The 22,486-nt window shown below is 47.0% G+C and carries 20 protein-coding genes, 9 tRNA genes and 1 pseudogene; 7 read left to right on the forward strand and 23 right to left on the reverse strand.

Annotation, left to right across the window (positions count from 1 at the left end):
• Nucleotides 1-15 precede the first annotated feature (15 nt).
• The 9 genes from rimP to rlmE form a co-directional block, all read right to left on the reverse strand.
• Nucleotides 16-471: a ribosome maturation factor RimP gene (rimP, locus tag COW15_RS19185; RefSeq protein ID WP_198780765.1), complete on the reverse strand. Its 456-nt coding sequence runs from the start codon at nt 469-471 to the stop codon at nt 16-18.
• A gap of 172 nt (nt 472-643) precedes the next feature.
• A tRNA-Met gene (locus COW15_RS19190) sits at nt 644-720 on the reverse strand.
• 81 nt (nt 721-801) lie between these two features.
• A tRNA-Leu gene (locus tag COW15_RS19195) sits at nt 802-888 on the reverse strand.
• An 11-nt stretch (nt 889-899) separates the two neighbouring features.
• A complete protein-coding gene (gene secG / locus COW15_RS19200) occupies nt 900-1,235 on the reverse strand; it encodes a preprotein translocase subunit SecG (protein ID WP_293635114.1) in 336 nt (111 codons plus the stop codon).
• Between the two features lies 1 nt (nt 1,236).
• A complete protein-coding gene (tpiA, locus tag COW15_RS19205) occupies nt 1,237-2,019 on the reverse strand; it encodes a triose-phosphate isomerase (RefSeq protein WP_006082720.1) in 783 nt (260 codons plus the stop codon).
• A 194-nt stretch (nt 2,020-2,213) separates the two neighbouring features.
• Nucleotides 2,214-3,551, reverse strand: a complete 1,338-nt coding sequence (gene glmM, locus COW15_RS19210) for a phosphoglucosamine mutase (protein ID WP_293635121.1) — start codon at nt 3,549-3,551, stop codon at nt 2,214-2,216.
• Nucleotides 3,552-3,625: 74 nt separating this feature from the next.
• Nucleotides 3,626-4,459: a dihydropteroate synthase gene (folP, locus tag COW15_RS19215; protein WP_293635122.1), complete on the reverse strand. Its 834-nt coding sequence runs from the start codon at nt 4,457-4,459 to the stop codon at nt 3,626-3,628.
• Between the two features lie 165 nt (nt 4,460-4,624).
• Nucleotides 4,625-6,598, reverse strand: a complete 1,974-nt coding sequence (ftsH, locus tag COW15_RS19220) for an ATP-dependent zinc metalloprotease FtsH (protein ID WP_293635123.1) — start codon at nt 6,596-6,598, stop codon at nt 4,625-4,627.
• A gap of 29 nt (nt 6,599-6,627) precedes the next feature.
• A complete protein-coding gene (gene rlmE, locus COW15_RS19225) occupies nt 6,628-7,257 on the reverse strand; it encodes a 23S rRNA (uridine(2552)-2'-O)-methyltransferase RlmE (protein ID WP_293635125.1) in 630 nt (209 codons plus the stop codon).
• A 90-nt stretch (nt 7,258-7,347) separates the two neighbouring features.
• Between rlmE and yhbY the strand changes: the two genes are divergently transcribed.
• A complete protein-coding gene (yhbY, locus tag COW15_RS19230; protein ID WP_006082725.1) occupies nt 7,348-7,647 on the forward strand; it encodes a ribosome assembly RNA-binding protein YhbY in 300 nt (99 codons plus the stop codon).
• A gap of 83 nt (nt 7,648-7,730) precedes the next feature.
• Here yhbY and secF read toward each other — a convergent pair whose 3' ends face one another.
• The 4 genes from secF to greA all read right to left on the reverse strand — a co-directional run bounded on the left by secF (nt 7,731) and on the right by greA (nt 12,116).
• Nucleotides 7,731-8,660 (reverse strand): protein translocase subunit SecF, encoded by a 930-nt coding sequence (gene secF / locus COW15_RS19235; RefSeq protein ID WP_293635131.1) that lies wholly within the window; start codon nt 8,658-8,660, stop codon nt 7,731-7,733.
• A 2-nt stretch (nt 8,661-8,662) separates the two neighbouring features.
• Nucleotides 8,663-10,477: a protein translocase subunit SecD gene (gene secD, locus COW15_RS19240; protein ID WP_293635133.1), complete on the reverse strand. Its 1,815-nt coding sequence runs from the start codon at nt 10,475-10,477 to the stop codon at nt 8,663-8,665.
• A 221-nt stretch (nt 10,478-10,698) separates the two neighbouring features.
• Nucleotides 10,699-11,307 carry a hypothetical protein gene (locus COW15_RS19245; RefSeq protein ID WP_293635243.1) on the reverse strand — a complete coding sequence of 203 codons (609 nt, stop codon included), beginning with the start codon at nt 11,305-11,307 and terminating at the stop codon, nt 10,699-10,701.
• A gap of 332 nt (nt 11,308-11,639) precedes the next feature.
• Entirely contained in the window at nt 11,640-12,116 is a 477-nt protein-coding gene (greA, locus tag COW15_RS19250) for a transcription elongation factor GreA (RefSeq protein ID WP_293635135.1), read from the reverse strand.
• Between the two features lie 516 nt (nt 12,117-12,632).
• Between greA and COW15_RS19255 the strand changes: the two are divergent.
• A pseudogene (locus COW15_RS19255) lies at nt 12,633-13,100 on the forward strand (hypothetical protein); the annotation flags it as partial.
• A gap of 387 nt (nt 13,101-13,487) precedes the next feature.
• Here the strand turns inward: COW15_RS19255 and COW15_RS19260 are convergent.
• The 10 genes from COW15_RS19260 to COW15_RS19305 all read right to left on the reverse strand — a co-directional run bounded on the left by COW15_RS19260 (nt 13,488) and on the right by COW15_RS19305 (nt 17,724).
• A tRNA-Gln gene (locus COW15_RS19260) sits at nt 13,488-13,562 on the reverse strand.
• A gap of 36 nt (nt 13,563-13,598) precedes the next feature.
• Nucleotides 13,599-13,683, reverse strand: a tRNA-Leu gene (locus tag COW15_RS19265).
• An 81-nt stretch (nt 13,684-13,764) separates the two neighbouring features.
• Nucleotides 13,765-13,841 (reverse strand) — tRNA-Met (locus tag COW15_RS19270).
• Nucleotides 13,842-13,843: 2 nt separating this feature from the next.
• Nucleotides 13,844-13,918 (reverse strand) — tRNA-Gln (locus COW15_RS19275).
• 21 nt (nt 13,919-13,939) lie between these two features.
• Nucleotides 13,940-14,014: transfer RNA gene (locus COW15_RS19280), tRNA-Gln, on the reverse strand.
• 75 nt (nt 14,015-14,089) lie between these two features.
• Nucleotides 14,090-14,174: transfer RNA gene (locus COW15_RS19285), tRNA-Leu, on the reverse strand.
• A gap of 86 nt (nt 14,175-14,260) precedes the next feature.
• Nucleotides 14,261-14,337: transfer RNA gene (locus COW15_RS19290), tRNA-Met, on the reverse strand.
• A gap of 208 nt (nt 14,338-14,545) precedes the next feature.
• Nucleotides 14,546-15,637, reverse strand: a complete 1,092-nt coding sequence (ychF, locus tag COW15_RS19295; protein WP_293635139.1) for a redox-regulated ATPase YchF — start codon at nt 15,635-15,637, stop codon at nt 14,546-14,548.
• 130 nt (nt 15,638-15,767) lie between these two features.
• On the reverse strand, nt 15,768-16,355 hold the full coding sequence (gene pth / locus COW15_RS19300) for an aminoacyl-tRNA hydrolase (protein ID WP_293635141.1): 588 nt from the start codon (nt 16,353-16,355) through the stop codon (nt 15,768-15,770).
• 154 nt (nt 16,356-16,509) lie between these two features.
• Nucleotides 16,510-17,724, reverse strand: coding sequence for an FAD-dependent monooxygenase (locus COW15_RS19305; protein ID WP_293635143.1), 1,215 nt, complete (start codon nt 17,722-17,724; stop codon nt 16,510-16,512).
• 302 nt (nt 17,725-18,026) lie between these two features.
• Here COW15_RS19305 and COW15_RS19310 point away from each other — a divergent pair, with 302 nt between their 5' ends.
• The 5 genes from COW15_RS19310 to corC all read left to right on the forward strand — a co-directional run bounded on the left by COW15_RS19310 (nt 18,027) and on the right by corC (nt 22,486).
• Nucleotides 18,027-18,359, forward strand: coding sequence for a hypothetical protein (locus tag COW15_RS19310; RefSeq protein WP_293635145.1), 333 nt, complete (start codon nt 18,027-18,029; stop codon nt 18,357-18,359).
• An 85-nt stretch (nt 18,360-18,444) separates the two neighbouring features.
• Nucleotides 18,445-19,869 (forward strand): tRNA (N6-isopentenyl adenosine(37)-C2)-methylthiotransferase MiaB, encoded by a 1,425-nt coding sequence (miaB, locus tag COW15_RS19315; protein WP_293635147.1) that lies wholly within the window; start codon nt 18,445-18,447, stop codon nt 19,867-19,869.
• A 195-nt stretch (nt 19,870-20,064) separates the two neighbouring features.
• Entirely contained in the window at nt 20,065-21,120 is a 1,056-nt protein-coding gene (locus COW15_RS19320) for a PhoH family protein (protein WP_293635149.1), read from the forward strand.
• Nucleotides 21,110-21,571, forward strand: coding sequence for an rRNA maturation RNase YbeY (ybeY, locus tag COW15_RS19325; protein WP_293635151.1), 462 nt, complete (start codon nt 21,110-21,112; stop codon nt 21,569-21,571). Before COW15_RS19320 ends, ybeY begins: the two co-directional genes overlap by 11 nt.
• A 39-nt stretch (nt 21,572-21,610) precedes the next feature.
• Entirely contained in the window at nt 21,611-22,486 is an 876-nt protein-coding gene (gene corC, locus COW15_RS19330; RefSeq protein ID WP_293635153.1) for a CNNM family magnesium/cobalt transport protein CorC, read from the forward strand.

A 22,486-nucleotide genomic window follows, 5' to 3' on the forward strand; every position in this document is an offset into this window, starting at 1 on the left:
TTCACCTTGAAACCATCAAAACTTAGCGATTACGTTGCCTTTACGGATATTATCCAGGGCGACAACTAGCTCTTTACCATTGACGTTCAGCGAGAGCATTTGCCCTTCAACCTTGGTAATGGCGCCTTTTAAATTACGACTGCCCGCGACAGGCATAGTCAGTTGAACTTTCGCATCTTCCCCCACGTAGGCCGCGTACTGCTCGGCAGTAAACAGCGGTCTATCCACACCAGGTGAAGAAACCTCTAGGGTATATTCAGTCGGAATAGGGTCTTCAACATCGAGTACAGCACTGACTTGACGGCTGGCATTGGCACAATCTTCGATATTGATACCGTTTTCGCCATCAATAAACACGCGAAGTGTTGAATGCTTACCCGCTTGAACATATTCAATGCCCCAGAGTTGGAAGCCTAATGCTTCCACAGGCACTTTGAGCATTTCTGCCAGTCTGGATTCTAATGTTGCCAAAATTGACCCCCGGAAAAAACAAAAAAGGGCTTAATAGCCCTAGTACAACGCCGTATAGAATATACGACAAATTTAAAAGTCCCAGATAACAAAAAACCCCGTAATCACGAGGTCATTAGTGTCAAGAACCTGTAAACCATAACGAATTCAAACACTATTCGTTACTAGGAGCTGGTTGCGGGGGCCGGATTTGAACCGACGACCTTCGGGTTATGAGCCCGACGAGCTACCATGCTGCTCCACCCCGCGTCAACTGTGTGCAAGTATATTGACTATCGTCTTTTCTTGCAATAACTAAGAGAGATGTTACCTCGTCTATCTTAGTTAATTTGGTGCCGAGAGCGGGACTTGAACCCGCACGTCCGTTAGGACACAGCCACCTCAAGGCTGCGCGTCTACCAATTTCACCACCTCGGCTAAACTTTTTACTAGTCAGGAATCTTGGTTTCTGACTTTTCGGCTTCTTGCTCAACAGGTTGAGTCACCTGTTCAGTATCAGAACCTAAATTTTTCCATGAATCTTCATTTTTTGCGTGATTCGCACTTAAGTTGCCAATCAACAGACTTAAGGTAAAAAATGCAATGGCAAGAATCGCCGTTGTGCGTGTCAGGAAGTTACCTGAACCGCTTGAACCGAATAAGGTACCCGATGCACCGGCGCCAAATGAGGCCCCCATGTCAGCTCCTTTACCTTGCTGGATTAAGATCAGGCCAATTAAACCTAATGCAACCAACAAGTAAACAACCACTAAAACTTCATACATATTATGCGCTCATCGCTATGGTACACAGACTTAAAAACTCGCTAGAGTTTAAACTGGCACCGCCAATCAGTCCACCATCAACATCAGGTTGGGCAAATAAATCTGCAGCATTACTCGGTGTCACACTACCACCATAGAGAATCCTGATATTTTCTCCGATAAACGGAGATACTTCAGAGAGGCGTTTGCGAATAAACGCATGAACTTCCTGAGCCTGCTCTGGCGTCGCACTCTTACCTGTCCCTACAGCCCATAACGGCTCGTAGGCGATAATGGCGTTATCAAAAGCCATAGTGCCATTTTTCTGGATCACTATATCCAACTCTTCAGCAATCACCTCAAAGGTACGTCTTGCTTCCCGTGCTGGCCCCGACTCACCCACACATAATATTGGGGTCAGACCGTGCTTTTGTGCAGCGGCGAATTTCTCCGCTACGATATTACTCGTCTCTCCGTACATACGGCGACGTTCTGAATGCCCGATAATCACATATCGACATCCTGAATCTTTTAGCATCTGACCTGAAACTTCACCGGTATAAGCGCCAAAGTCATGTTGACTTAGATTTTGTGCGCCCATCCTAACAAGTGAACCGTCTAACGCTTCCTTGTTTGCTTCTAGCAGTTGCCTAACGCTCTCTAGATAGATAGAAGGCGGGCATAAAACCACTTCAGCTGAATCATTTTGGAGCTTAGAGGCAAATTTCTTGAACAACTCTTGGGCTAATGCCGCACTGCCGTTCATTTTCCAATTGCCAGCTACCATAGGACGTCTGAGTGCCATCACTGTCTCCTCTGAAAGCGGCGTGAATAATAGCGAACCACTTATTAAGTTACAATAGCTAAATTCGAATTTTTTTAGATATCAGGTTGGAATGCTTAATTTTTACACTTCAAAGCCACTTTCTGTTCATTTGTGCAGCTAACATCTTCATTTTCAATCGATATCAGCCACACTCATTACAAAATGGGCAAATACTAGCTTGCCGATTTTACCGCATCCGCGATCAAATTTGCGTGGGCCAATACTGCACTATGATCGTCACCTTCTACCATGACACGGATCAAAGGTTCAGTACCTGACTTACGTAGTAATACTCGACCACGGGCACCGAGTTGTGACTCGACATGGGCCTGGGCCGCTTTAACCTTGTCGGACTTAAGGGGATCGTGTTCGCCCTCAAAGCGCACATTGACTAAGACCTGTGGCAACATTTCCATCGCAGAGGTCAGTTGTTCAAGCGTAGCATTTTGGCGACGCATGGCCGCTAACACTAAGATCCCAGCGACGATGCCATCACCAGTCGTGCCGTGGTCAAGATTCAGGATATGCCCTGAATTTTCACCGCCGATGCGCCAATCGAGTTCTTTCAGTAGTTCCATCACATAGCGGTCGCCCACCTTTGAACGGGCAAAGGGAATATCCAATGCTTGCAAGGCAAGATCAAGCCCAAGGTTAGACATTAAGGTGCCAACCACGCCGCCACGTAACACACCACGGGCTTTTGCGTCACAGGCCAAGATATATAAAATTTGATCGCCGTCGATGACTTCGCCTTTGCTATTAACCATCATAATGCGGTCACCGTCACCGTCGAGTGCGATACCTAAATCGGCATTTTCGGCCAACACGGTTTCACAAATCTTGCCCATGGACGTTGCGCCAACTTTGTCGTTGATATTCACGCCATCAGGCTTATCACCAATGGCAATCACCTCGGCACCTAACTCACGGAACACCGCTGGCGCTATGTGATAGGTTGCACCATGGGCACAATCGACGACAATTTTTAACCCAGTTAACGTGTGTTCTGCGGGGAAATTACCTTTGCAATACTCAATATAACGGCCACGGGCATCTTCAATCCGCGACACTTTGCCAAGCAGATGCGATTCGACACAAACGAGGGGCTTTTCAAGTTCGGCTTCAATCTCTAACTCTAGGTTATCGTCTAACTTACTGCCGTCGGTGGAGAAAAATTTAATACCATTATCGTAATAGGGATTGTGTGAGGCACTGATCACTACCCCAGCTTCGGCACGGAACGTGCGGGTTAAATAGGCAACAGCAGGCGTTGGCATCGGCCCCATTAACATCACATTAAGACCGGCGGCAGAAAGGCCTGCTTCTAATGCCGATTCGAACATATAACCCGAAATACGGGTATCTTTACCGATAATCACCTTTTTGGTCCCACTGCGGGATAATACCCGCCCCGCGGCCCAACCTAATTTCAGCGCCAACTCAGGCGTCATTTGTCCTGAACCGACCTTTCCCCGAATACCGTCAGTTCCAAAAAATTTACGTTCTTTCATATCGCCCCATACACTAAATGTGTCCCAGTTAACTGGGATCATAATATTAATTAGTTACTTAGCAAGAATAGCGTTTAGAGATATGCCTGTGTCGCTTGTAACACTTTAAGCATATCCATAGTTTCAGGAACATCATGTACGCGAATAATATGCGCCCCTTTCTGTGCCGCTATCATAGCGCCAGCTAGGCTCCCCGCCAAACGTTCTAAGGTCGGTCTTCCCAGAAGATTGCCTATCATGCTCTTACGGGATAAACCGATCAATATTGGCAACTCAAACTGGGCAAAAGTATCTAACTTTGCCAGTAGTTCATAGTTATGTTCTAAAGTTTTACCAAAGCCAAAACCGGGGTCTATCAATAAGTGTTCCCGCGGGATGCCAGCATCGAGACAAGCCTGAATCCGTTCGGCGAGAAAAGTCGAAACCTCGGCAACAACATCTTGATATTCGGGAGCACTCTGCATACTGCGCGGCTCGCCTTGCATATGCATTAAACAGATAGGCACATTCAACTGCGCGGCAGCTTCGAGCGCACCGGGCTCCATTAAAGCGCGTACATCATTAATCAGATGTGCACCCGCAGCAACGGATTGGCGCATCACTTCGGGTTTGCTGGTATCGACCGAGATCCACACATCATGGTGTTTAGCCACATAGTTCACCAGTGGGATCACTCGCGCTAATTCATCTTCGATACTCACTTCTGCAGCGCCCGGCCTTGTCGACTCGCCGCCAATATCAATGATTTTGGCGCCTTGGGCGACCATTTCGTCCGCATGTTTGCAGGCCAGTTCGAAGGAGGTGAATTTTCCACCATCGGAAAAAGAATCGGGAGTCACATTGAGGATCCCCATCACAATGGGGGAAGCTAAAGACAGGCGTTTAGTATCAGCAATTAATTCAAACACGCATTTACTCCATTTGGGACAGCTTGCTAGCGCGTTATCTATTTTCTATTCACTGCCCAGCGATCTCTATAATAGAGAAACAGTGACAAATGACAGCGCAATCAATTTTCTAGCAAGGTAAAACAAGAAAACCCCTTTACGGGGTTCTCTTTCAATTACGACAACTTACTTAACGGGCGATTCATCGACATCTTTAAGTTCAGTTTCAACGGGAGTCGCCTTAGCGGTTTCCTCCGTATTGACCGCAGGTTCACCCTGACTATTACCTTTATCGTTTGAACCATTGTCATCGACTTGCCAATCGGCGGGTTGGCGTACTTCACGGCGATTCATTAAATCGTCAATTTGCAGTGAGTCAATGGTTTCATACTTCATTAAGGCTTCTTTCATCGCATGCAGAATATCGAGGTTATCCGTCAATATCTGCTTTGCGCGGCCATAGTTTTTATCGATAAAAACTTTCACTTCGGCATCGATAACCGTCGCCGTTTCATCGGACATGGCTTTGGCTTTGCCCATGCTGCGCCCTAAGAACACTTCACCGTCTTCTTCGGCATAGAGTAATGGACCTAGCTTGTCCGAGAAGCCCCACTGGGTCACCATGTTACGCGCAATGGATGTCGCGTATTTGATGTCCTGTGATGCGCCAGTCGACACTTTTTCTGTACCGTAGATAAGCTCTTCTGCTAGACGACCACCGTAGGCGACCGAAATTTGGCTCTCTAGCTTACGACGACTCTGACTGACTGAGTCTGCTTCGGGTAAGAAGAAAGTCACCCCCAGTGCACGGCCGCGGGGAATGATAGTCACCTTGTGCACAGGATCGTGCTCTGGTACTAAACAACCCACAATCGCATGGCCCGCTTCGTGGTATGCGGTCATTTCTTTTTCGGCTTCAGACATCACCATAGAACGGCGCTCAGCACCCATCATGATTTTATCTTTAGCACGTTCAAATTCTTCCATGCCCACAACTCGGCGATTTCCGCGAGCCGCAAACAGGGCCGCTTCGTTGACTAAGTTCGCTAGGTCAGCACCCGAGAATCCTGGTGTACCGCGGGCAATCACGCTCGCCTTCACGTCTTCAGAAAGCGGTACTTTACGCATATGCACTTTCAAAATCTGCTCACGACCACGCACGTCAGGTAAGCCAACGACCACTTGACGGTCAAAACGACCTGGACGCAGCAGTGCAGAATCGAGTACGTCTGGACGGTTAGTTGCCGCGATAACGATAACGCCTTCATTACCTTCGAAGCCGTCCATCTCAACCAGCATTTGGTTCAGTGTTTGCTCACGTTCATCATGACCACCACCTAAACCCGCGCCGCGTTGACGACCGACCGCATCGATTTCATCGATAAAGATGATACAAGGTGCAGACTTTTTCGCCTGTTCGAACATGTCACGCACACGGGATGCACCGACACCAACGAACATTTCAACGAAGTCAGAACCCGAGATAGTGAAGAAAGGCACCTTAGATTCACCCGCAATGGCTTTCGCCAGCAAGGTTTTACCCGTGCCTGGAGGCCCCACCATCAGCACGCCCGTTGGAATACGGCCGCCCAATTTTTGGAATTTAGTTGGGTCACGCAGATAATCAACCAGCTCTTTCACTTCCTCTTTGGCTTCATCACAGCCAGCAACATCGGCAAAAGTGGTCTTGATTTGATCTTCGCTCATCAGCTTGGCTTTGCTCTTGCCAAAGGACATAGCGCCTTTGCCACCGCCGCCTTGCATCTGGCGCATGAAGAAAATCCATACCCCGATAAGCAATAACATTGGGAACCAAGAGATGAAGATTTGAGTTAGGAACCCTGACTCTTCGGCTTCTTGCCCCTTCATGGTGATGCCTTTACGGTCAAGATCATTAATCAAATCTTGATCATACAATGGCATGATGGTCGTGAATTTTTCGCCAGTGCGTTTTGAACCTTCGATAGTACGTTGGTCACTTTTCACTTCAACGGTAGCGACTTGCCCATCACGAACATTGTCTAGGAAAGTAGAATAATCCATCTTCTGCGATGACGAAGAAGAGGGGGAGTAACCCTGAAACACTGACATCAGCACAACGGCGATGACAACCCAGAGTATTAGATTTTTTGCCATGTCACTCAAATTACTAGACCTCATAAAGTCTTGCGATGATTAACGCTAGGTTACTACAACTTGTACCCAGTCGCCACAAGATAGACTTCCCGGGAACGCGCCCGTGAAGAGTCCGGTTTACGTGTTTTTACGACTTTGAACGCCTCTTTAACCGCTTTCATATATTCGTCAAAGCCCTCCCCCTGAAAGACTTTGACCGCAAAACTGCCATTAGGTGCCAACACTTGATGACACATATCTAACGCCAGTTCCACTAAATACATGGCACGCGGCTGATCGACACCGTCTGAACCACTCATGTTGGGCGCCATGTCAGACAACACAACGTCAACCTTATCCGCACCGACTCGGGTAAGCAATGCTTGAAGGACTTTATCTTCACGAAAATCCCCTTGCAAAAAGTCTACCCCGACGATGGGATCCATAGGTAAAATGTCACAGGCGATGACCTTACCTTTATCTCCCGCTAACTTAACCGCCACTTGAGACCAGCCTCCCGGCGCAGCTCCTAAGTCAACTACAGTCATGCCTGAGCGAATAAGTTGATCCTTTTGCTGGATCTCCTCAAGCTTGAACGCAGCGCGAGATCGCAATCCCATTTTCTGTGCTAGTTTGACATAATGATCATCAAAGTGTTCCAGCATCCAGCGATTGGAACTGGCCGTACGTTTTTTACCTGACATTTAAAATCCGCAACAATTGAGAGTTACACAAGGGCTATATAAGGGTAGAATAGCCGTTTTTCAACAGTAACTCAGCAAAAGTTGGTAGAAATGAACTTAACAACCAAACAAAAACAGCATTTAAAAGGTCTAGCGCATCCGCTAAAGCCAGTGGTGCTGCTTGGTGCCAATGGATTGACTGAAGGTGTACTCGCTGAAATTGAAAGCGCACTCGCTTATCATGAATTGATCAAAGTGAAAGTAGCCTCTGCCGACAGAGAGCTAAAAAATGCCATCGTTGATGCCATAGTACGTGAAACTCAATCCGCAAAAGTGCAACTTATTGGTCATATTCTGGTGATTTATCGTCAATCACCCGAAATGAAGATTGCTTTGCCAAAGGCAAAGTAATTTTTCTTGATTTTTATTGTGTTAACAAAGAGGCCACTCAATTGAGTGGCCTCTTTGTTTTTGCTACGAATGAAAATAAAGCACTAAGGTGTATCAGAGATCACTTGCTCTTTATAATGCTCAGGCGTTAAACCTAAAAACTCAGGCAGTGAGGTGCCAACAGAAATCGATGAGAATGTACCGGTTAAAATACCGATAAACATCGCAATCGAAAATCCTTCCAACGGCCCACCGCCCATGATCCACAGCGCACCGACCGTCATTAAGGTTGTCCCTGAGGTCACCATAGTGCGGGAGAATGTCGCCACAATCGCTTGGTTATTAATCTCTTGAATCGCAAGCTTAGGTTTTGCAATCAATAACTCACGGATACGGTCGGCAATGATAATCGAGTCATTTAACGAATAGCCTAAAATCGCCAGCACAGCCGCCAGAACCGTTAAATTAAACTCCATCTGCGTCAGCGCGAAAAACGCTAGGACAAACACGACGTCGTGCACTAGCGCAAACAAAGCACCCGACGCGAGTCGCCATTCGAAGCGATAACTTAAGTATCCCAAAATACACAGCATAGCCACTAACAACGCTAACCCGCCCTGCTCCGCCAGTTCTTGACCAATTTGCGGCCCAACAACGCTGCTATTCAGTACTTGCACCTCAGCGTTAAGCGGCGCTAATGCCTGCTGAATATCGATATTCCCTTGCTCGGTATCCGTACTCTGTGTATCGACACTCTTTATATCGGAATAGCGTAGCACCCAACGGCCCGGTTCACTGGCCGAAACCACACTCACCTCCTGCTGGTAAGCCGCGTTAAGTAAGGGTTGTAACTCGCTGCCGGTGATTTTGCTGTCGAGCTGAACTTCTGTCACTACACCACCGGTAAAATCTAAGCCCCAGTTAAACCCCTTCACACCTATGATAGTTAATGACGCTACCATCAATAAAATTGAGATAGCACTAGAAACATAACGCCACTGAGTTAAATTAGTCATTAAATTCATATTTTTCATACTTATACCCTCACATGACGGCTAGCATCACGGCCATAAACTAAGTTAATCAAGGCCCTTGAGGCAAAGATACCGGTAAACATGCTGGTCAATAGACCAAGACCTAAGGTCAAGGCGAAACCTTGAATTGGGCCATTACCGATGGAGTACAGCACGACAGCCGTGATCATAGTGGTAAAATTAGCGTCGAAAATAGTCGAAAACGCACTATCAAACCCAGTATCAATTGCCAGCGCAAAACTGCGACCTTCTTTTAATTTGTCTTTTATTCGTTCGAAAATCAGCACGTTAGTATCGACAGCCATACCGACTGTTAACACCAAACCCGCAATCCCAGGTAAGGTCAACACAGCACCAGGGATAAGCGCCAGTAAACCAAATAGGATCACCATGTTGGAAATCAGCGCGATATTCGCCACCCAACCGAGGCGGCGATACCAAAGCGCCATAAATAACAAGGTAATTCCCATACCTAGACCGAGGGCGGCAAAACCATTTTCTATATTTTCAGCACCTAAGGTCGGGCCAATGGTGCGCTCCTCAACAATAGTCACGGGCGCTGTCATAGAACCCGCTCGCAGTAACAGGGCTAATTGCTGTGCTTCTTGGTAGGTACCTGCACCTGTAATGCTGAAGCGATCCCCAAGCTGGGATTGAATGGTCGCGACGCTGATAATCTCTTGGGTTTGCTTGGCCTTACCCTGTTCATCACGGCTGTATTCGCTGTAAGACGTCGCCATAGGTTTGCCGATATTGGTGCGGGAAAATGCAGACATTTTTTGCCCGCCGACACGGTCGAGATTAATGTTCACCTCGGCCATGCCCATCTCACCTAAACTCGCTCTGGCATCGACAATATGATCGCCACCCAGCACAGGCGTGCGGCTCACATAAATAGGCTTACCCGACTTGTCGTTGAGTACCATGGCATTCACAGAGCCTGACTCTTTCACCTCGAAGAACGCCAGACTCGCCGTAGCACCAATGACGTTTTTCGCCGCCGCAGGATCTTGCACGCCAGGCAACTCAATCCGAATTCGATGCTCACCTTGGCGCTGCACTAAGGCTTCAGTGATACCGAGTTCTTCAATACGACTGCGCATAACTTGCAGGTTTTGCTGCACGGTCAAATTACGCAGTTTCGTTTGTTCCTCTTGGCTCAACTTAATCTGTAAACCCGCACCATCGGCATTGGATAATTGCCAATTGGGATAGGACTGTTTCATCATCTGACGCACGGCGGCCCGGGCATCATTATCGGGCAAGGTCAGGTTTAACTGGCTACTTTGGTCTAAATAGACGCTGGCACCACGGATCTTCTGTTCACGGATGAGTTGACGTAGCGAATCGACCAGCGCCTCTGCCTGAGTTTGATACACAGGCTCAACATCAACATCGAGTAGAAACTGCACGCCACCACGTAAGTCGAGCCCCAGTTTAATCGGCTGAAAACCTAAATTTTGCAACCAACTTGGCGCCGCACTGGCAAGGGATAAGGTCAACTCTTTTGGATCTGTCACCATAGAGGAAACCAAAGTTTTGACTAAGGTTTGTTGACTATCCTCGGCAAGAACAATCAAGGTTTCACCATTCTTTTGATCGATACGTTTTACCGTTACGCCTTGCGCTTGCAGCTTATCCCTAAGGGCAATGGGGGTGAGTGTTAACCCCGCCTTTGCCCCCACCTGCACCGCAGCATCCTCGCCAAAAAATGTCGGCAAGGCACTGAATAACATCACTATGATGGTGACGATAAGGACTATATATTTCCAAGCTGAATAGTGATTTAGCAGCCGTTTATTGGGTTTAATTTCCATGGGATTAACTCGCCATCTATCACCTAACTTTTAAATCAAAGTTAAGCGAACATATTGATATCAGTCCGAAACAGGTATTGAGCACCAGCAAGCTAAGCTTGTTAGGCTCAAGTATCACAGCGAATGCAGCCGCGATAAAAGTTTCGGTGAGAACAAAAATGCAATGGCATGCACGTTCAACGGGAGCGAACTCCAGTCGATAGCACGCCTAAATAAGCGGGTTAAGCGGCTTGTTGGCTAAATCGATATTGAAGATTTGAGACTTTCCACCCCGAAATTAGGGCGGGGGAAGATACGGCTGAAAGCGTCCAGTCCGATATGATATCAAGCTTGGGCGGTTCAACGACATTGAGCCTGGGCTCGGCAGTAAAATCCAATGCCAGCAAATATTCTGGCTTAACCTCACGCACATCGTGCTGGGCAAGGCTGATAAAGCGCGACGAATTTATTGGGGCAAAATTTAAGTCGTCCGAATGACTCACGTAATCTGAGCTTGGACAAGGTGTTGGCTGGGATGCTGAGTCTGAACTGACACTATGGACATCATGGCTACTCAACGAGCCGCAGCTTTCAACGGTTTGCGCATCAGAATGTGAATTCGATTGAGCAATAGCATCGGGCAAACTTTGAGATTCGGCGTTTGCCTCTGCATCGGGAGTTGAACTATCAAGACTCACAGTGTGCATCTGAGCCGTTTGTTTCAGAGCCGCTTTCTTAAGATCTGTATGTGTCTGAATATAATGGTGACTTGCAACACTGCGTTGTATTGAGGTTTTTGGCGTATAGCTAGCCGAGTGCGCAATCAGCATGATCGCCACGCAAACTAACATCAATCCCGTACGCCAGTGTTTTACCAAAGCGTGCCCTCTTATCAAATCAACAATAAAAACCATCAATACAGTGAGTTCGGTGACGGATAAACGGCACTGGAACATTCACTTAACCTGCAGCTTAGGTAAAGCAGCATTAAGAGACAAATTAATCTTTATCCATCTTGCCCAAGGTTTGACTCTGCGCTGTCTCCATCCTTGACTAAAAACCTAAATTTAAACCTTAAGCGCGAGCACTAAACACCATACAAACTCAATCGACGGATAACAAAAAACCGCCCTAGGGCGGTTTTAGAACCATCACGAGTCACACTCACGGCACGATAAGCCGATTATAAATACTGTACCGAGATGACTTCGTAGTCAGTTAAGCCGCCTGGCGTCGTGATAGACACTTCATCGCCTTCGTTTTTACCCACTAAGCCGCGGGCAATAGGTGAGTTTACTGAAATCAGGTTTTCTTTAATATTGGCTTCATCGTCACCTACGATACGGTAGGTCACTTCGGCATCGGTATCGAGGTTCAAAATGGTGACTGTGGTACCAAAAATGATACGACCATTGTTTGCCATTTTAGTCACATCGATAATTTGCGCGTTAGATAACTTACCCTCAATATCGCGGATGCGCGCTTCGCAAATACCTTGTTCCTCGCGGGCTGCGTGGTATTCCGCATTTTCTTTTAGGTCGCCTAATTCCCTTGCTGAGGCAATCGCTTCAGTAATTTTAGGGCGACGTTCAAACTTGAGAATGTCTAATTCTTTACGCAGCTGCTCTGCACCGACAACGGTCATAGGAACCTTAGTCATAACTTATTTCGTCTCCTTTAAAACAAAAGCAACCCGTGCCAACGCTAAGGTCAGCACAGTCAAATGAGGGTGGAATTGCGCTATTCTAACCTTATACCCAAGCTACCTCAAGATACGAGTTTCAGGGCGCATAACGTGCTTCAATTCAAGGCATGACAATGACAGAATGTCGTTCACCTTTTATATTGTCGCATCAAAAACTGTAGATTGATGCAGCTTACCCAACCTGAAGCAGAGTTACCAGCAATGAAACCTAAATCCACTAGTTCAGTAGTAGTGATACCTGCTGCGCCGATAAATAGTCCACAGACAAAGGTAACTCAATACAAAGACTCACTCGCCGAACAGGCGGTGGCATTTTGCACTTAAAATGGAGGTATTTATGTAAAACTTCCACTTTAAAATTAACTTTTTACCCCCCTCGTTTACAGCATCGCGATCGGCTACAATCCGCCGCCGGCGACTTGCTGGTACTTCGAAGGAAATATCATCTTGAGTACATCTCTGCTCAAAAAAATGCGTTGCCTGCATATCCTGTGGCTCGCGTTAATGCTCAACGCCTGTGTTGCTCCACTTTTATTAATGTCACCCCAAGGCCAACTGATGTGGGCCTTGCTCAAACCCCTCGTCGGCTTAAATCCAAATGATGTTGGATTATTTGAGCAACCCTTAATCAAAGATCGTATGCAAGCCTTATTAGGGGATAACTACGACACGACCATGTCATTGCTTAAAACTGCCGACAAAATTCAACAGGAAGGCCCCTTATTTTATATGGTGTCGACTTACACTCCAGTGCCTGAAATGGCTGAAAAAGCTGGATTTGTATGGAACTCGGATACCAACCAAATGGCAGTAATGTTGCTAACGGGTGGCTCGCCCCAAATTATCTCTGAGCAGTTTACGGATCAGGCTGAGAAACTCGTTCCTAGTTGGCCAAAAGAACTCGCCGACTATACCGATCCGCAAAAACTGCAGCAAAAGGCGAATACTGAAATCACACCACTAAAAGAAGCGACACCAATCAAAGAAATCAAGCCTGTACAATAATGACGGGACAATTCTCGGGCGACCTATTATTGTGCGAGAGTATTTCCGCCAAGTTGCGATAATGCTTTAAAGCATAATGCCGACTCAAGCCACAGTGTTTATTCAAGCACTGTGGCTTTTTATCTCGATTGAACACTTATCTCACCGCCGTTATATCGTTCCCTCTCGCTTTTATCACAAACCTTAACCCTGTTCAGCTTTCCCAGGCTGACGCGATAAAAAGGTATGTTGAAAAATAACAGGGAAATAAAAGGACAACTGACGAAGTACAAGACAAAAGACAAAAAGCAAAAAGCCCGTCATTGACGGGCTTTTTAACTATGGCTGGGGTACTAGGATTCGAACCTAGGTATGCCGAGATCAAAACCCGGTGCCTTACCGCTTGGCGATACCCCAATTAACTTGTCATCAACCTTAGCGGTTGCATTTTGATGGTACGGGAAGAGAGACTTGAACTCTCACACCTCGCGGCACCAGAACCTAAATCTGGCGTGTCTACCAATTTCACCATTCCCGCATCAAAATGTACCAGACTTACTCATACAAGTAGTTCTGAATTTTTCCAGGTAAATCAGATGATTTAGCGTGGATTTAAATATGGTAGCAATGGCGGGACTTGAACCTGCGACCCCAGCATTATGAGTGCTGTGCTCTAACCAGCTGAGCTACATTGCCAATGGCTGGGGTACTAGGATTCGAACCTAGGTATGCCGAGATCAAAACCCGGTGCCTTACCGCTTGGCGATACCCCAAACAACTTGGAAACTGAAAAATGGCTGGGGTACTAGGATTCGAACCTAGGTATGCCGAGATCAAAACCCGGTGCCTTACCGCTTGGCGATACCCCAACTAAACTCTGTTTCAAACATCCGCTATTGCCGATGCTTCTAAATTCTTATTTCAAAACTTAAACTTTAAAATAATGGTACGGGAAGAGAGACTTGAACTCTCACACCTTTCGGCACCAGAACCTAAATCTGGCGTGTCTACCAATTTCACCATTCCCGCACTGTTTCAAGTTAACATCCTGAAGTGATGCTAGCTTATTGCTAGAACAATAACGTCATCTTTAAAAGAATCTTTTCTTTAAAAAATGGTAGCAATGGCGGGACTTGAACCTGCGACCCCAGCATTATGAGTGCTGTGCTCTAACCAGCTGAGCTACATTGCCACTACAGTATTGCGCGCCCCTCTCAGCGAGGAACGGGGCGTATTATGCTTATTCGATGTATCGAGGTCAACAGCTTTTTTTCGCTATTTCCCTCAGCTTAAGCTGTTCGGCTATTACTTCACCAAACTGAGCAACAGATGCGCTAAATTAGCCTCTGTTGCCCATCCCAAGCTTAAAATTCTAAAGCTTACGCCTTGAATAACAGTGCTTATACGTTAAATAGGAAATGCATTACATCGCCATCTTTAACGATGTAAGTCTTACCTTCAACGCGTAATTTACCCGCTTCTTTCGCGCCCGCTTCACCTTTATAGGTGATGAAGTCTTCAAAGGCCATCACTTGGGCACGAATAAAGCCACGCTCGAAGTCGGTGTGAATAACACCCGCAGCTTGCGGTGCACTGGCACCCACTGGCACAGTCCAAGCACGCACTTCTTTTACACCTGCGGTAAAGTAAGTTTGCAGACTCAGCAACTGATAACCGGCGCGGATCACGCGGTCCAGACCGGGTTCTTCTAACCCTAGATCGGCCATAAACTCATCGCGTTCTTCAATATCCATTTCGGCTAATTCAGATTCGATCGCCGCACACACCGACACGACAATTGCGTTTTCCTTTTCTGCAATCGCACGAACGGCATCTAAATGCGGGTTATTCTCAAAACCATCTTCCGCCACGTTAGCAATATACATGGTTGGTTTTAAGGTTAAGAAGTTCAGGTAAGCTACCGCTTCCAACTCTTCCTTAGAGAGATCCATAGAGCGCAGCATTTTGGCTTCATCTAGCACTGGACGCATTTTCTCTAAGACTTCAACCTCAAACTTAGCGTCTTTATCGCCACCCTTAGCGCGTTTTTGCTGACGAATAACCGCACGCTCTAAGCTGTCTAGGTCGGCTAGGGCTAATTCAGTGTTGATGACTTCAATATCACCAGCAGGATCAACCTTGTTAGCGACGTGAACAATGTTATCATCATCAAAACAACGGACTACGTGACCGATCGCATCGGTTTCACGGATGTTGGCAAGGAACTTGTTACCTAAACCTTCACCTTTAGAGGCGCCCGCGACTAAGCCTGCAATATCCACAAACTCCATAGTCGTTGGTAACACACGTTGTGGGTTTACAATCGCCGCTAGGGCATCTAAACGTGGATCCGGTACAGGTACCACGCCCGTGTTAGGTTCAATGGTACAAAACGGGAAGTTAGCCGCTTCGATGCCTGCCTTAGTTAACGCATTAAAAAGCGTTGATTTACCTACGTTAGGAAGACCAACAATGCCGCATTTAAAACCCATATGCTTACCTTTCTCTCGATTATTGGCTGACAAGTCACACTCACCAGCGAGGTTTAGTCGTCCTGCCCTATGGCAGCACATTACTGAATGATTAAATCACTTAATACCGATGTTTCGCCGCAGGCAAAACCTACTCCGCTTTAAAGGAGTGTAATCTGTTCATGGCTTTTACCATGTCTTCTTTAAACAGGACCTCAGTGGAACGCACCGCTTCGTCGATTGCGGCTTCGATCAGTTCCTGCTCTTTGGCTGGGGCTTTACCTAAAACATAACCACTGACTTGGTTTTTATCCCCAGGATGACCAATACCTATGCGTAGACGATAAAAATTCTTATCATTCGCGAGTTTGGCAATGATATCTTTCAAACCATTGTGACCACCATGGCCGCCACCCAACTTAAATTTAGCCACCCCGGGTGGCATATCAAGCTCATCGTGGGCGACTAAAATTTCTTCAGGCGTAATTCGGAAAAAATTCGCCAATGCGCCTACGGCTTTACCACTTAAATTCATATACGTCGTCGGGATCAGCAAACGCACATCTTTGCCATGCAATACCGCCCTCGCCGTTAGACCAAAACACTTGCTATCCGGCACTAAGGTCACGCCGCAAACCCTTGCTAACTCATGCACATACCAAGCACCAGCATTATGGCGCGTCTGTGCATATTCGGCCCCAGGATTAGCAAGACCAACGATTAATTTAATTTCGCTCATGACACTCAATATCCTGATGTTGTCCTATTTAGGTCATGGGAAATACGACTGAAATGGACCATACTCGCTAAAAACGCGGCATTTTAGCACTCAAAGCCAAAGTCAACAAATGCCGCATCAATTTACCGCTTCAGAATCCCGGAAAGCTCAAGCTTCAGTTTAAACCCATAGCGTATTTGAGAACGGTTTGCTTGATAGGTGAATTGATATTGGCCAATTTGAGTGCGCCATTTCGCAGCAGTTTCAGCGGCAAAATATCATTACTAAAACCCGCATAAAAGACATCCATAGTCGTCATCATCAATTGATTATCCCGGTATCGCCTATCTTGATACCGAGCCAAAACCGCTTTAGACCACCAAGCTTCCTGCTGTGTTAATGCCTCTTTGATGACCGCAAGCAGCGCTTCAACATCCTTAAACCCTAGGTTCACCCCTTGGCCTGCAAGCGGGTTTATCGTATGGGCGGCATCCCCTAAGATCACCACGTTCTGCCGATAGTAACGCTGTGCATGGCGGCGAGTGAGGCCGAAACTGCCTTTACTCTCAACGGTAAAATCGGCGTCTAAACGCGCAGGGAAATGCACTCTTATCTGCTCTGCAAGCTGCTTATTATTAAGCTGCATCAATTGCTTAATGCGATTAGCATCGTCGTACCACACCAGCGAAGCATTGTTACCGGGCAGAGGCAATAGGGAACGCGGCCCCTTAGGGGTAAACTGCTGCCAAGTGACATCCTGTTGGCCCTGTGCCGTTTTTATATTGATCAGCATCGCCGATTGGGCGTAATCCCAACCCGTGGTCCCAATCCCCGTCCACTGGCGTACTTGGGAATTTGCGCCATCGGCCCCCACTAATAACTTAGCGGTCAGTTTAATGTTGGACTGTAAGTGCACACTGACGCTATCGCTATCACGGGCAAATGCCGCGACCTTATCTGGGCAATATAAGGTGATGCCATCCAATTGCGCCATCCGTTGCCACAGCGCAAGTTGAATTAAACGGTTTTCAACAATATGCCCTAAATGGCTGACGCCAATTTGACTGCAGTGAAATTGAGTAATGCAGCCCTCGAGTTCCCAAGTTTCTAGGCCAAGGTAAGGCACATTGCGCATTTGTAGCAACATATCCATCGCCCCTAAGCGATCGAGTAGCATTTCAGAGGCGACACTAATGGCAGACACTCGGACATCTAACGGCTGCTCGGGCTCATAGGCCTTAGGTACAAAAGATTCGACTACCGCCACCTTAAGACCTTGCTCTGCAAGCCCAATAGCGGTCGCCGCGCCAACCATACCGCCGCCCACTAAAATCACGTCAAATGTCAGTTCATCGGGTGCAACCTGTGTTACAGGTTTATTTTGGCTCATCTCTATCACTACTTATATTCCCTTTTTAATTGATGCCAACCCCATGGGAAACCGCCGGCATTGTATCAAAAGCATGTCAACTTAGGCTCAAAGGTGAGCAAATGTTGCTATAGGGGCTTTTGCGCACAGTTGCTTACAAAGGCAACATTCGCCTTTTTCTATACTCACTACACTCTAAGCGACACCATTGAGAGAAACTTTATGCGAGCGGAGTAAAACAAATTTAACATCTCACTTAACTAGCCCTAGCCGTATCTAACGAGTTAACAAGTGAATCCACCTTACACCTTAGCGAGGATGTCATGAAAACACTCACCCATTTACAGATAGCAGGTAGCTTACTGGTTTGCAGCTTAATTCCATTGAGTCATGCCATGGCGGCAAACCCGAATATGGAAATTATCACTGTGACTTACCGCTCACCGCTCGATTATGCCTTATATCAACATACCACGGAAATATTGAGCGAATTTCGACTCGAGATCCGTGAGGACATTAGCATTCAAGCACGCAACGGCTTACTGGAAATGGCTAAAGCGCAAGGACTTAACCGCATTGAAATCGCACAAGCCACTACCAAGGATAAAAACCTAGCTTCTATGTGGTTATCACAAACGGCGAAAGCCAACAAGTAAAAGTGTGGACAAAGCTGGTCAGCGGCCCTAACTGCAGGTAAAATGTCGCGCTATTTTTACTGGGCATCTTAGGGCGACACAACTGATGAGTAAAAAACTCCATATTAAAACTTGGGGCTGTCAAATGAATGAGTATGACTCATCCAAGATGGCTGATCTGTTAGGCGAATACCAAGGTTATACCTTGACTGAAGAAGCGTCGGAGGCTGACATCCTCCTGCTCAACACTTGCTCCATCCGCGAAAAAGCGCAGGAAAAAGTGTTCCATCAGCTCGGGCGCTGGAAGACGCTGAAAGATAAAAACCCCAACCTCATCATAGGTGTGGGTGGTTGTGTTGCGTCTCAAGAAGGCAAAGCGATTAAAGACAGAGCCCAATGCGTCGACATTATTTTTGGCCCACAAACCTTGCACCGTCTGCCGGACATGATCGAGCAAGTGCGCCGTGGTGACAAAGCGGTTATCGATATCAGCTTCCCTGAAATCGAAAAATTTGACCGCCTTCCAGAGCCACGCGCCGAAGGCCCAACGGCGTTTGTGTCTATCATGGAAGGTTGCAGCAAATACTGCTCATTCTGCGTGGTCCCTTATACCCGCGGTGAAGAAGTCAGCCGTCCACTGGATGACATCATCCTTGAAATCGCCCAGTTGGCAGAGCAAGGCGTGCGCGAAGTGAACCTGCTCGGTCAAAACGTTAACGCCTATCGCGGTGCAACCCACGATGGCGCTATTTGTAGCTTTGCGGAATTATTGCGCTTTGTCGCCGCCATCGACGGCATAGATCGCATTCGCTTTACCACAAGCCACCCAATTGAGTTCACTCAGGATATTATTGACGTTTACCAAGATACTCCTGAATTAGTCAGCTTCCTGCACTTACCCGTACAATCAGGCTCTGACCGAATTCTCACGGCGATGAAACGCGGCCATATGGCGATTGAATATAAGTCGATCATCCGCCGCCTGCGTAAAGCCCGTCCAGATATTCAAATCAGTTCTGACTTTATCATTGGCTTCCCTGGCGAAACCAAAGATGACTTTAGTGACACCATGAAGTTAATTGAAGAAATCGGTTTCGACCACAGCTTCAGCTTTATCTATAGCGCACGTCCGGGCACGCCAGCGGCGGATTTACCCGATGACGTCGATATGGAAGAGAAAAAGCAACGTCTGGCCATTCTGCAGGATCGTATCACCCAGCAAGCCATGCGCTACAGCCGCCATATGATGGGCACAGTGCAGCGTATTCTGGTTGAAGGTCCTTCGGTGAAAAATCCGATGGAGTTACGTGGTCGCACCGAGAACAACCGAGTCGTGAACTTCGAGGGTCAGCCTAAGCATATTGGCAGCTTTGTGGATGTGGAAATTGTTGACGTCTATACCAACTCACTGCGCGGCAAGTTTATCCGTGGTGAAGATGAAATGGATCTGCGCCGCAGCCTACGCCCAGCGGATATCCTTGCTAAACATAAGCAAGATGATGATCTAGGTGTCACTCAATTTAAGCCGTAAGCTTTAAATCGGATGAAACAGAACCTATATAAAGAAGGGCGACTTAGTCGCCCTTTTGCTTTCACACTTTTGTTTAAGTCTACCGAGGCAATTGCTATTTTCCGTTAGCAATTATCGGCTATGGCTCGTAAACTGACATTATCTTGCGGTAAAACATATCGCACATAGCTTTTCCCTTGGCAGTAGGAGCACTATTTGTCCAGTAAATTAACCACTATGAATCTGTATCTCGAACCCGCCGAAACCCGCCGTCTGGCGTCATTGTGCGGTCCATTCGATGATAATATCAAACAGATTGAGCGTCGTGTAGGCGTTGAAATTGTTCGCAAAAACAACCATTTTCAAATCACTGGACTGCCACGTAACTGTTTAAGTGCGAATAATCTACTTAAACAGCTTTATATTGAAACCCAAACGGTGAAAGGCAGCACACCGGATCTCGAGCCTGAACAAGTGCATATCGCCATTCAAGAGGCCATCGCCCTTGAGCAGGACGATAGCGGTGACGATAAAGCCCTGCACATTAAAACCCGCCGCGGCGTCATTAAACCGCGCAATCCGAACCAAAGCACCTATGTGGCCAATATTGTGCGCCATGATATCACCTTCGGTATTGGCCCTGCGGGAACAGGTAAGACCTACCTCGCCGTCGCTGCGGCTGTGGATGCGTTAGAACGCCAAGAAGTGCGCCGTATTCTGTTAACGCGCCCCGCAGTAGAAGCCGGTGAAAAACTCGGATTCTTACCCGGCGATTTGAGCCAAAAGGTCGATCCCTATCTGCGGCCACTCTACGATGCCCTGTTTGAGATGCTCGGTTTTGAGAAGGTCGAGCGCCTGATCGAAAAAAACGTCATCGAAGTGGCGCCACTTGCCTATATGCGCGGTCGCACCTTAAACGATGCCTTTATTATTCTCGATGAAAGCCAAAATACGACTATTGAGCAAATGAAGATGTTCTTAACCCGTATTGGTTTTAACTCCCGAGCGGTGATCACCGGTGATATCACCCAAACCGACTTACCTAAACATATTAAGTCAGGTTTACGCCACGCGATTGAAGTATTAAGCCAAGTTGAAGAGATCAGCTTTAATTTTTTCGTCTCCCAAGACGTAGTCCGCCATCCTGTGGTTGCACGTATCGTTGAAGCCTACGACGCCTTCGATCAAAAAGAGCAGGCCCTAAAGGCGCAAAAAGAAAGTCACTATCAACAGCTTCAACAACAGCAGGAAGCCCTAAAGCATGAGTCTTGATTTAGCCTTAGATGTGCAATACGCCACCACAAGCGACTACCTGCCAACACAGGCACAATTGACCCTATGGGCGAAAACAGCCATTGGCAACAGCATGGAACAGGCAGAATTGACGATCCGCATCGTCGATAGTCGTGAAAGCCAAATGCTTAACAGTACCTATCGCGGTAAAGATAAACCGACCAATGTGCTGTCTTTTCCCTTTGAAGCCCCAGCAGAAATTGAACTTCCATTGCTTGGGGATCTTGTTATTTGCGCCGCAGTCGTTGAAAATGAAGCCCGTGAGCAGCAAAAAACCCTAGAGGCCCACTGGGCGCACATGGTTGTACATGGTTGTCTGCATCTGCTAGGGTATGATCACATCGAAGATGAAGAAGCCGAAGAGATGGAGTCATTGGAGACTCAACTCATTGTAAGCTTAGGTTTTACTGACCCATATAAGGAAGAATAATTAACTGAGATAAGATTTATCTAAGTTAATGAGAAAACTATGAGTGACGATATCCCCCCGAGTACGAACGCCCATAAGAAAAGCTGGTTAGATAGAGTAAGTCAGTTATTTCAGGGCGAGCCTCAAAATCGCGAAGATTTAGTCGATGTGATTGATGGTGCAGAGCAGCGCGATCTGATCACTGAAGACACCCGCGAAATGATCAAGGGTGTATTAGAAGTATCTGATATGCGTGTTCGGGACATTATGATCCCAAGAGCTCAAATTGTTGCGATTCAAATCGACAATACCGTTGAAGAACTCCTTGCCACTGTGATTGGCTCGGGCCATTCCCGCTTCCCCGTCGTGAATGAAGACAAAGATCATATCGAAGGCATATTGCTCGCTAAGGATTTGATCCCCTACGGTTTCTCCAACAGTGATGAGCCCTTTTCCCTCGGTCGCGTGATCCGTCCCGCCGTCGTTGTGCCAGAAAGCAAGCGTGTCGATGTATTGCTCAAAGAATTCCGTTCACAACGCTACCATATGGCGATTGTTGTCGATGAGTACGGCGGTGTGTCTGGTCTTGTAACCATCGAAGATATTTTGGAAGAAATCGTTGGTGAAATTGAAGACGAATTCGACCACGATAGCGCCGAAGAAACCGAAATTCGCAAAGTCGGCAACACGGTTTATATGGTTAAGGCTTTAACGCCAATTGAAGACTTTAACGAAGAGTTCAATACTGATTTCAGCGATGAAGAGTTTGATACCGTCGGTGGGTTAGTCTCCCACGCCTTCGGCCATCTGCCGGAACGCAATGAAAGTATTCTGATTGAAGGCATAGAGTTCAAAGTGATTAGCGCCGATACAAGGCGTTTGATCCAACTCAGGGTTAAACTCCCCGATCCTAATATTGGCGAAGACATAGAATAA

Origin of the sequence: Shewanella sp. CG12_big_fil_rev_8_21_14_0_65_47_15 (assembly GCF_002783505.1) — a bacterium.
Taxonomy (GTDB): Bacteria; Pseudomonadota; Gammaproteobacteria; order Enterobacterales; family Shewanellaceae; genus Shewanella.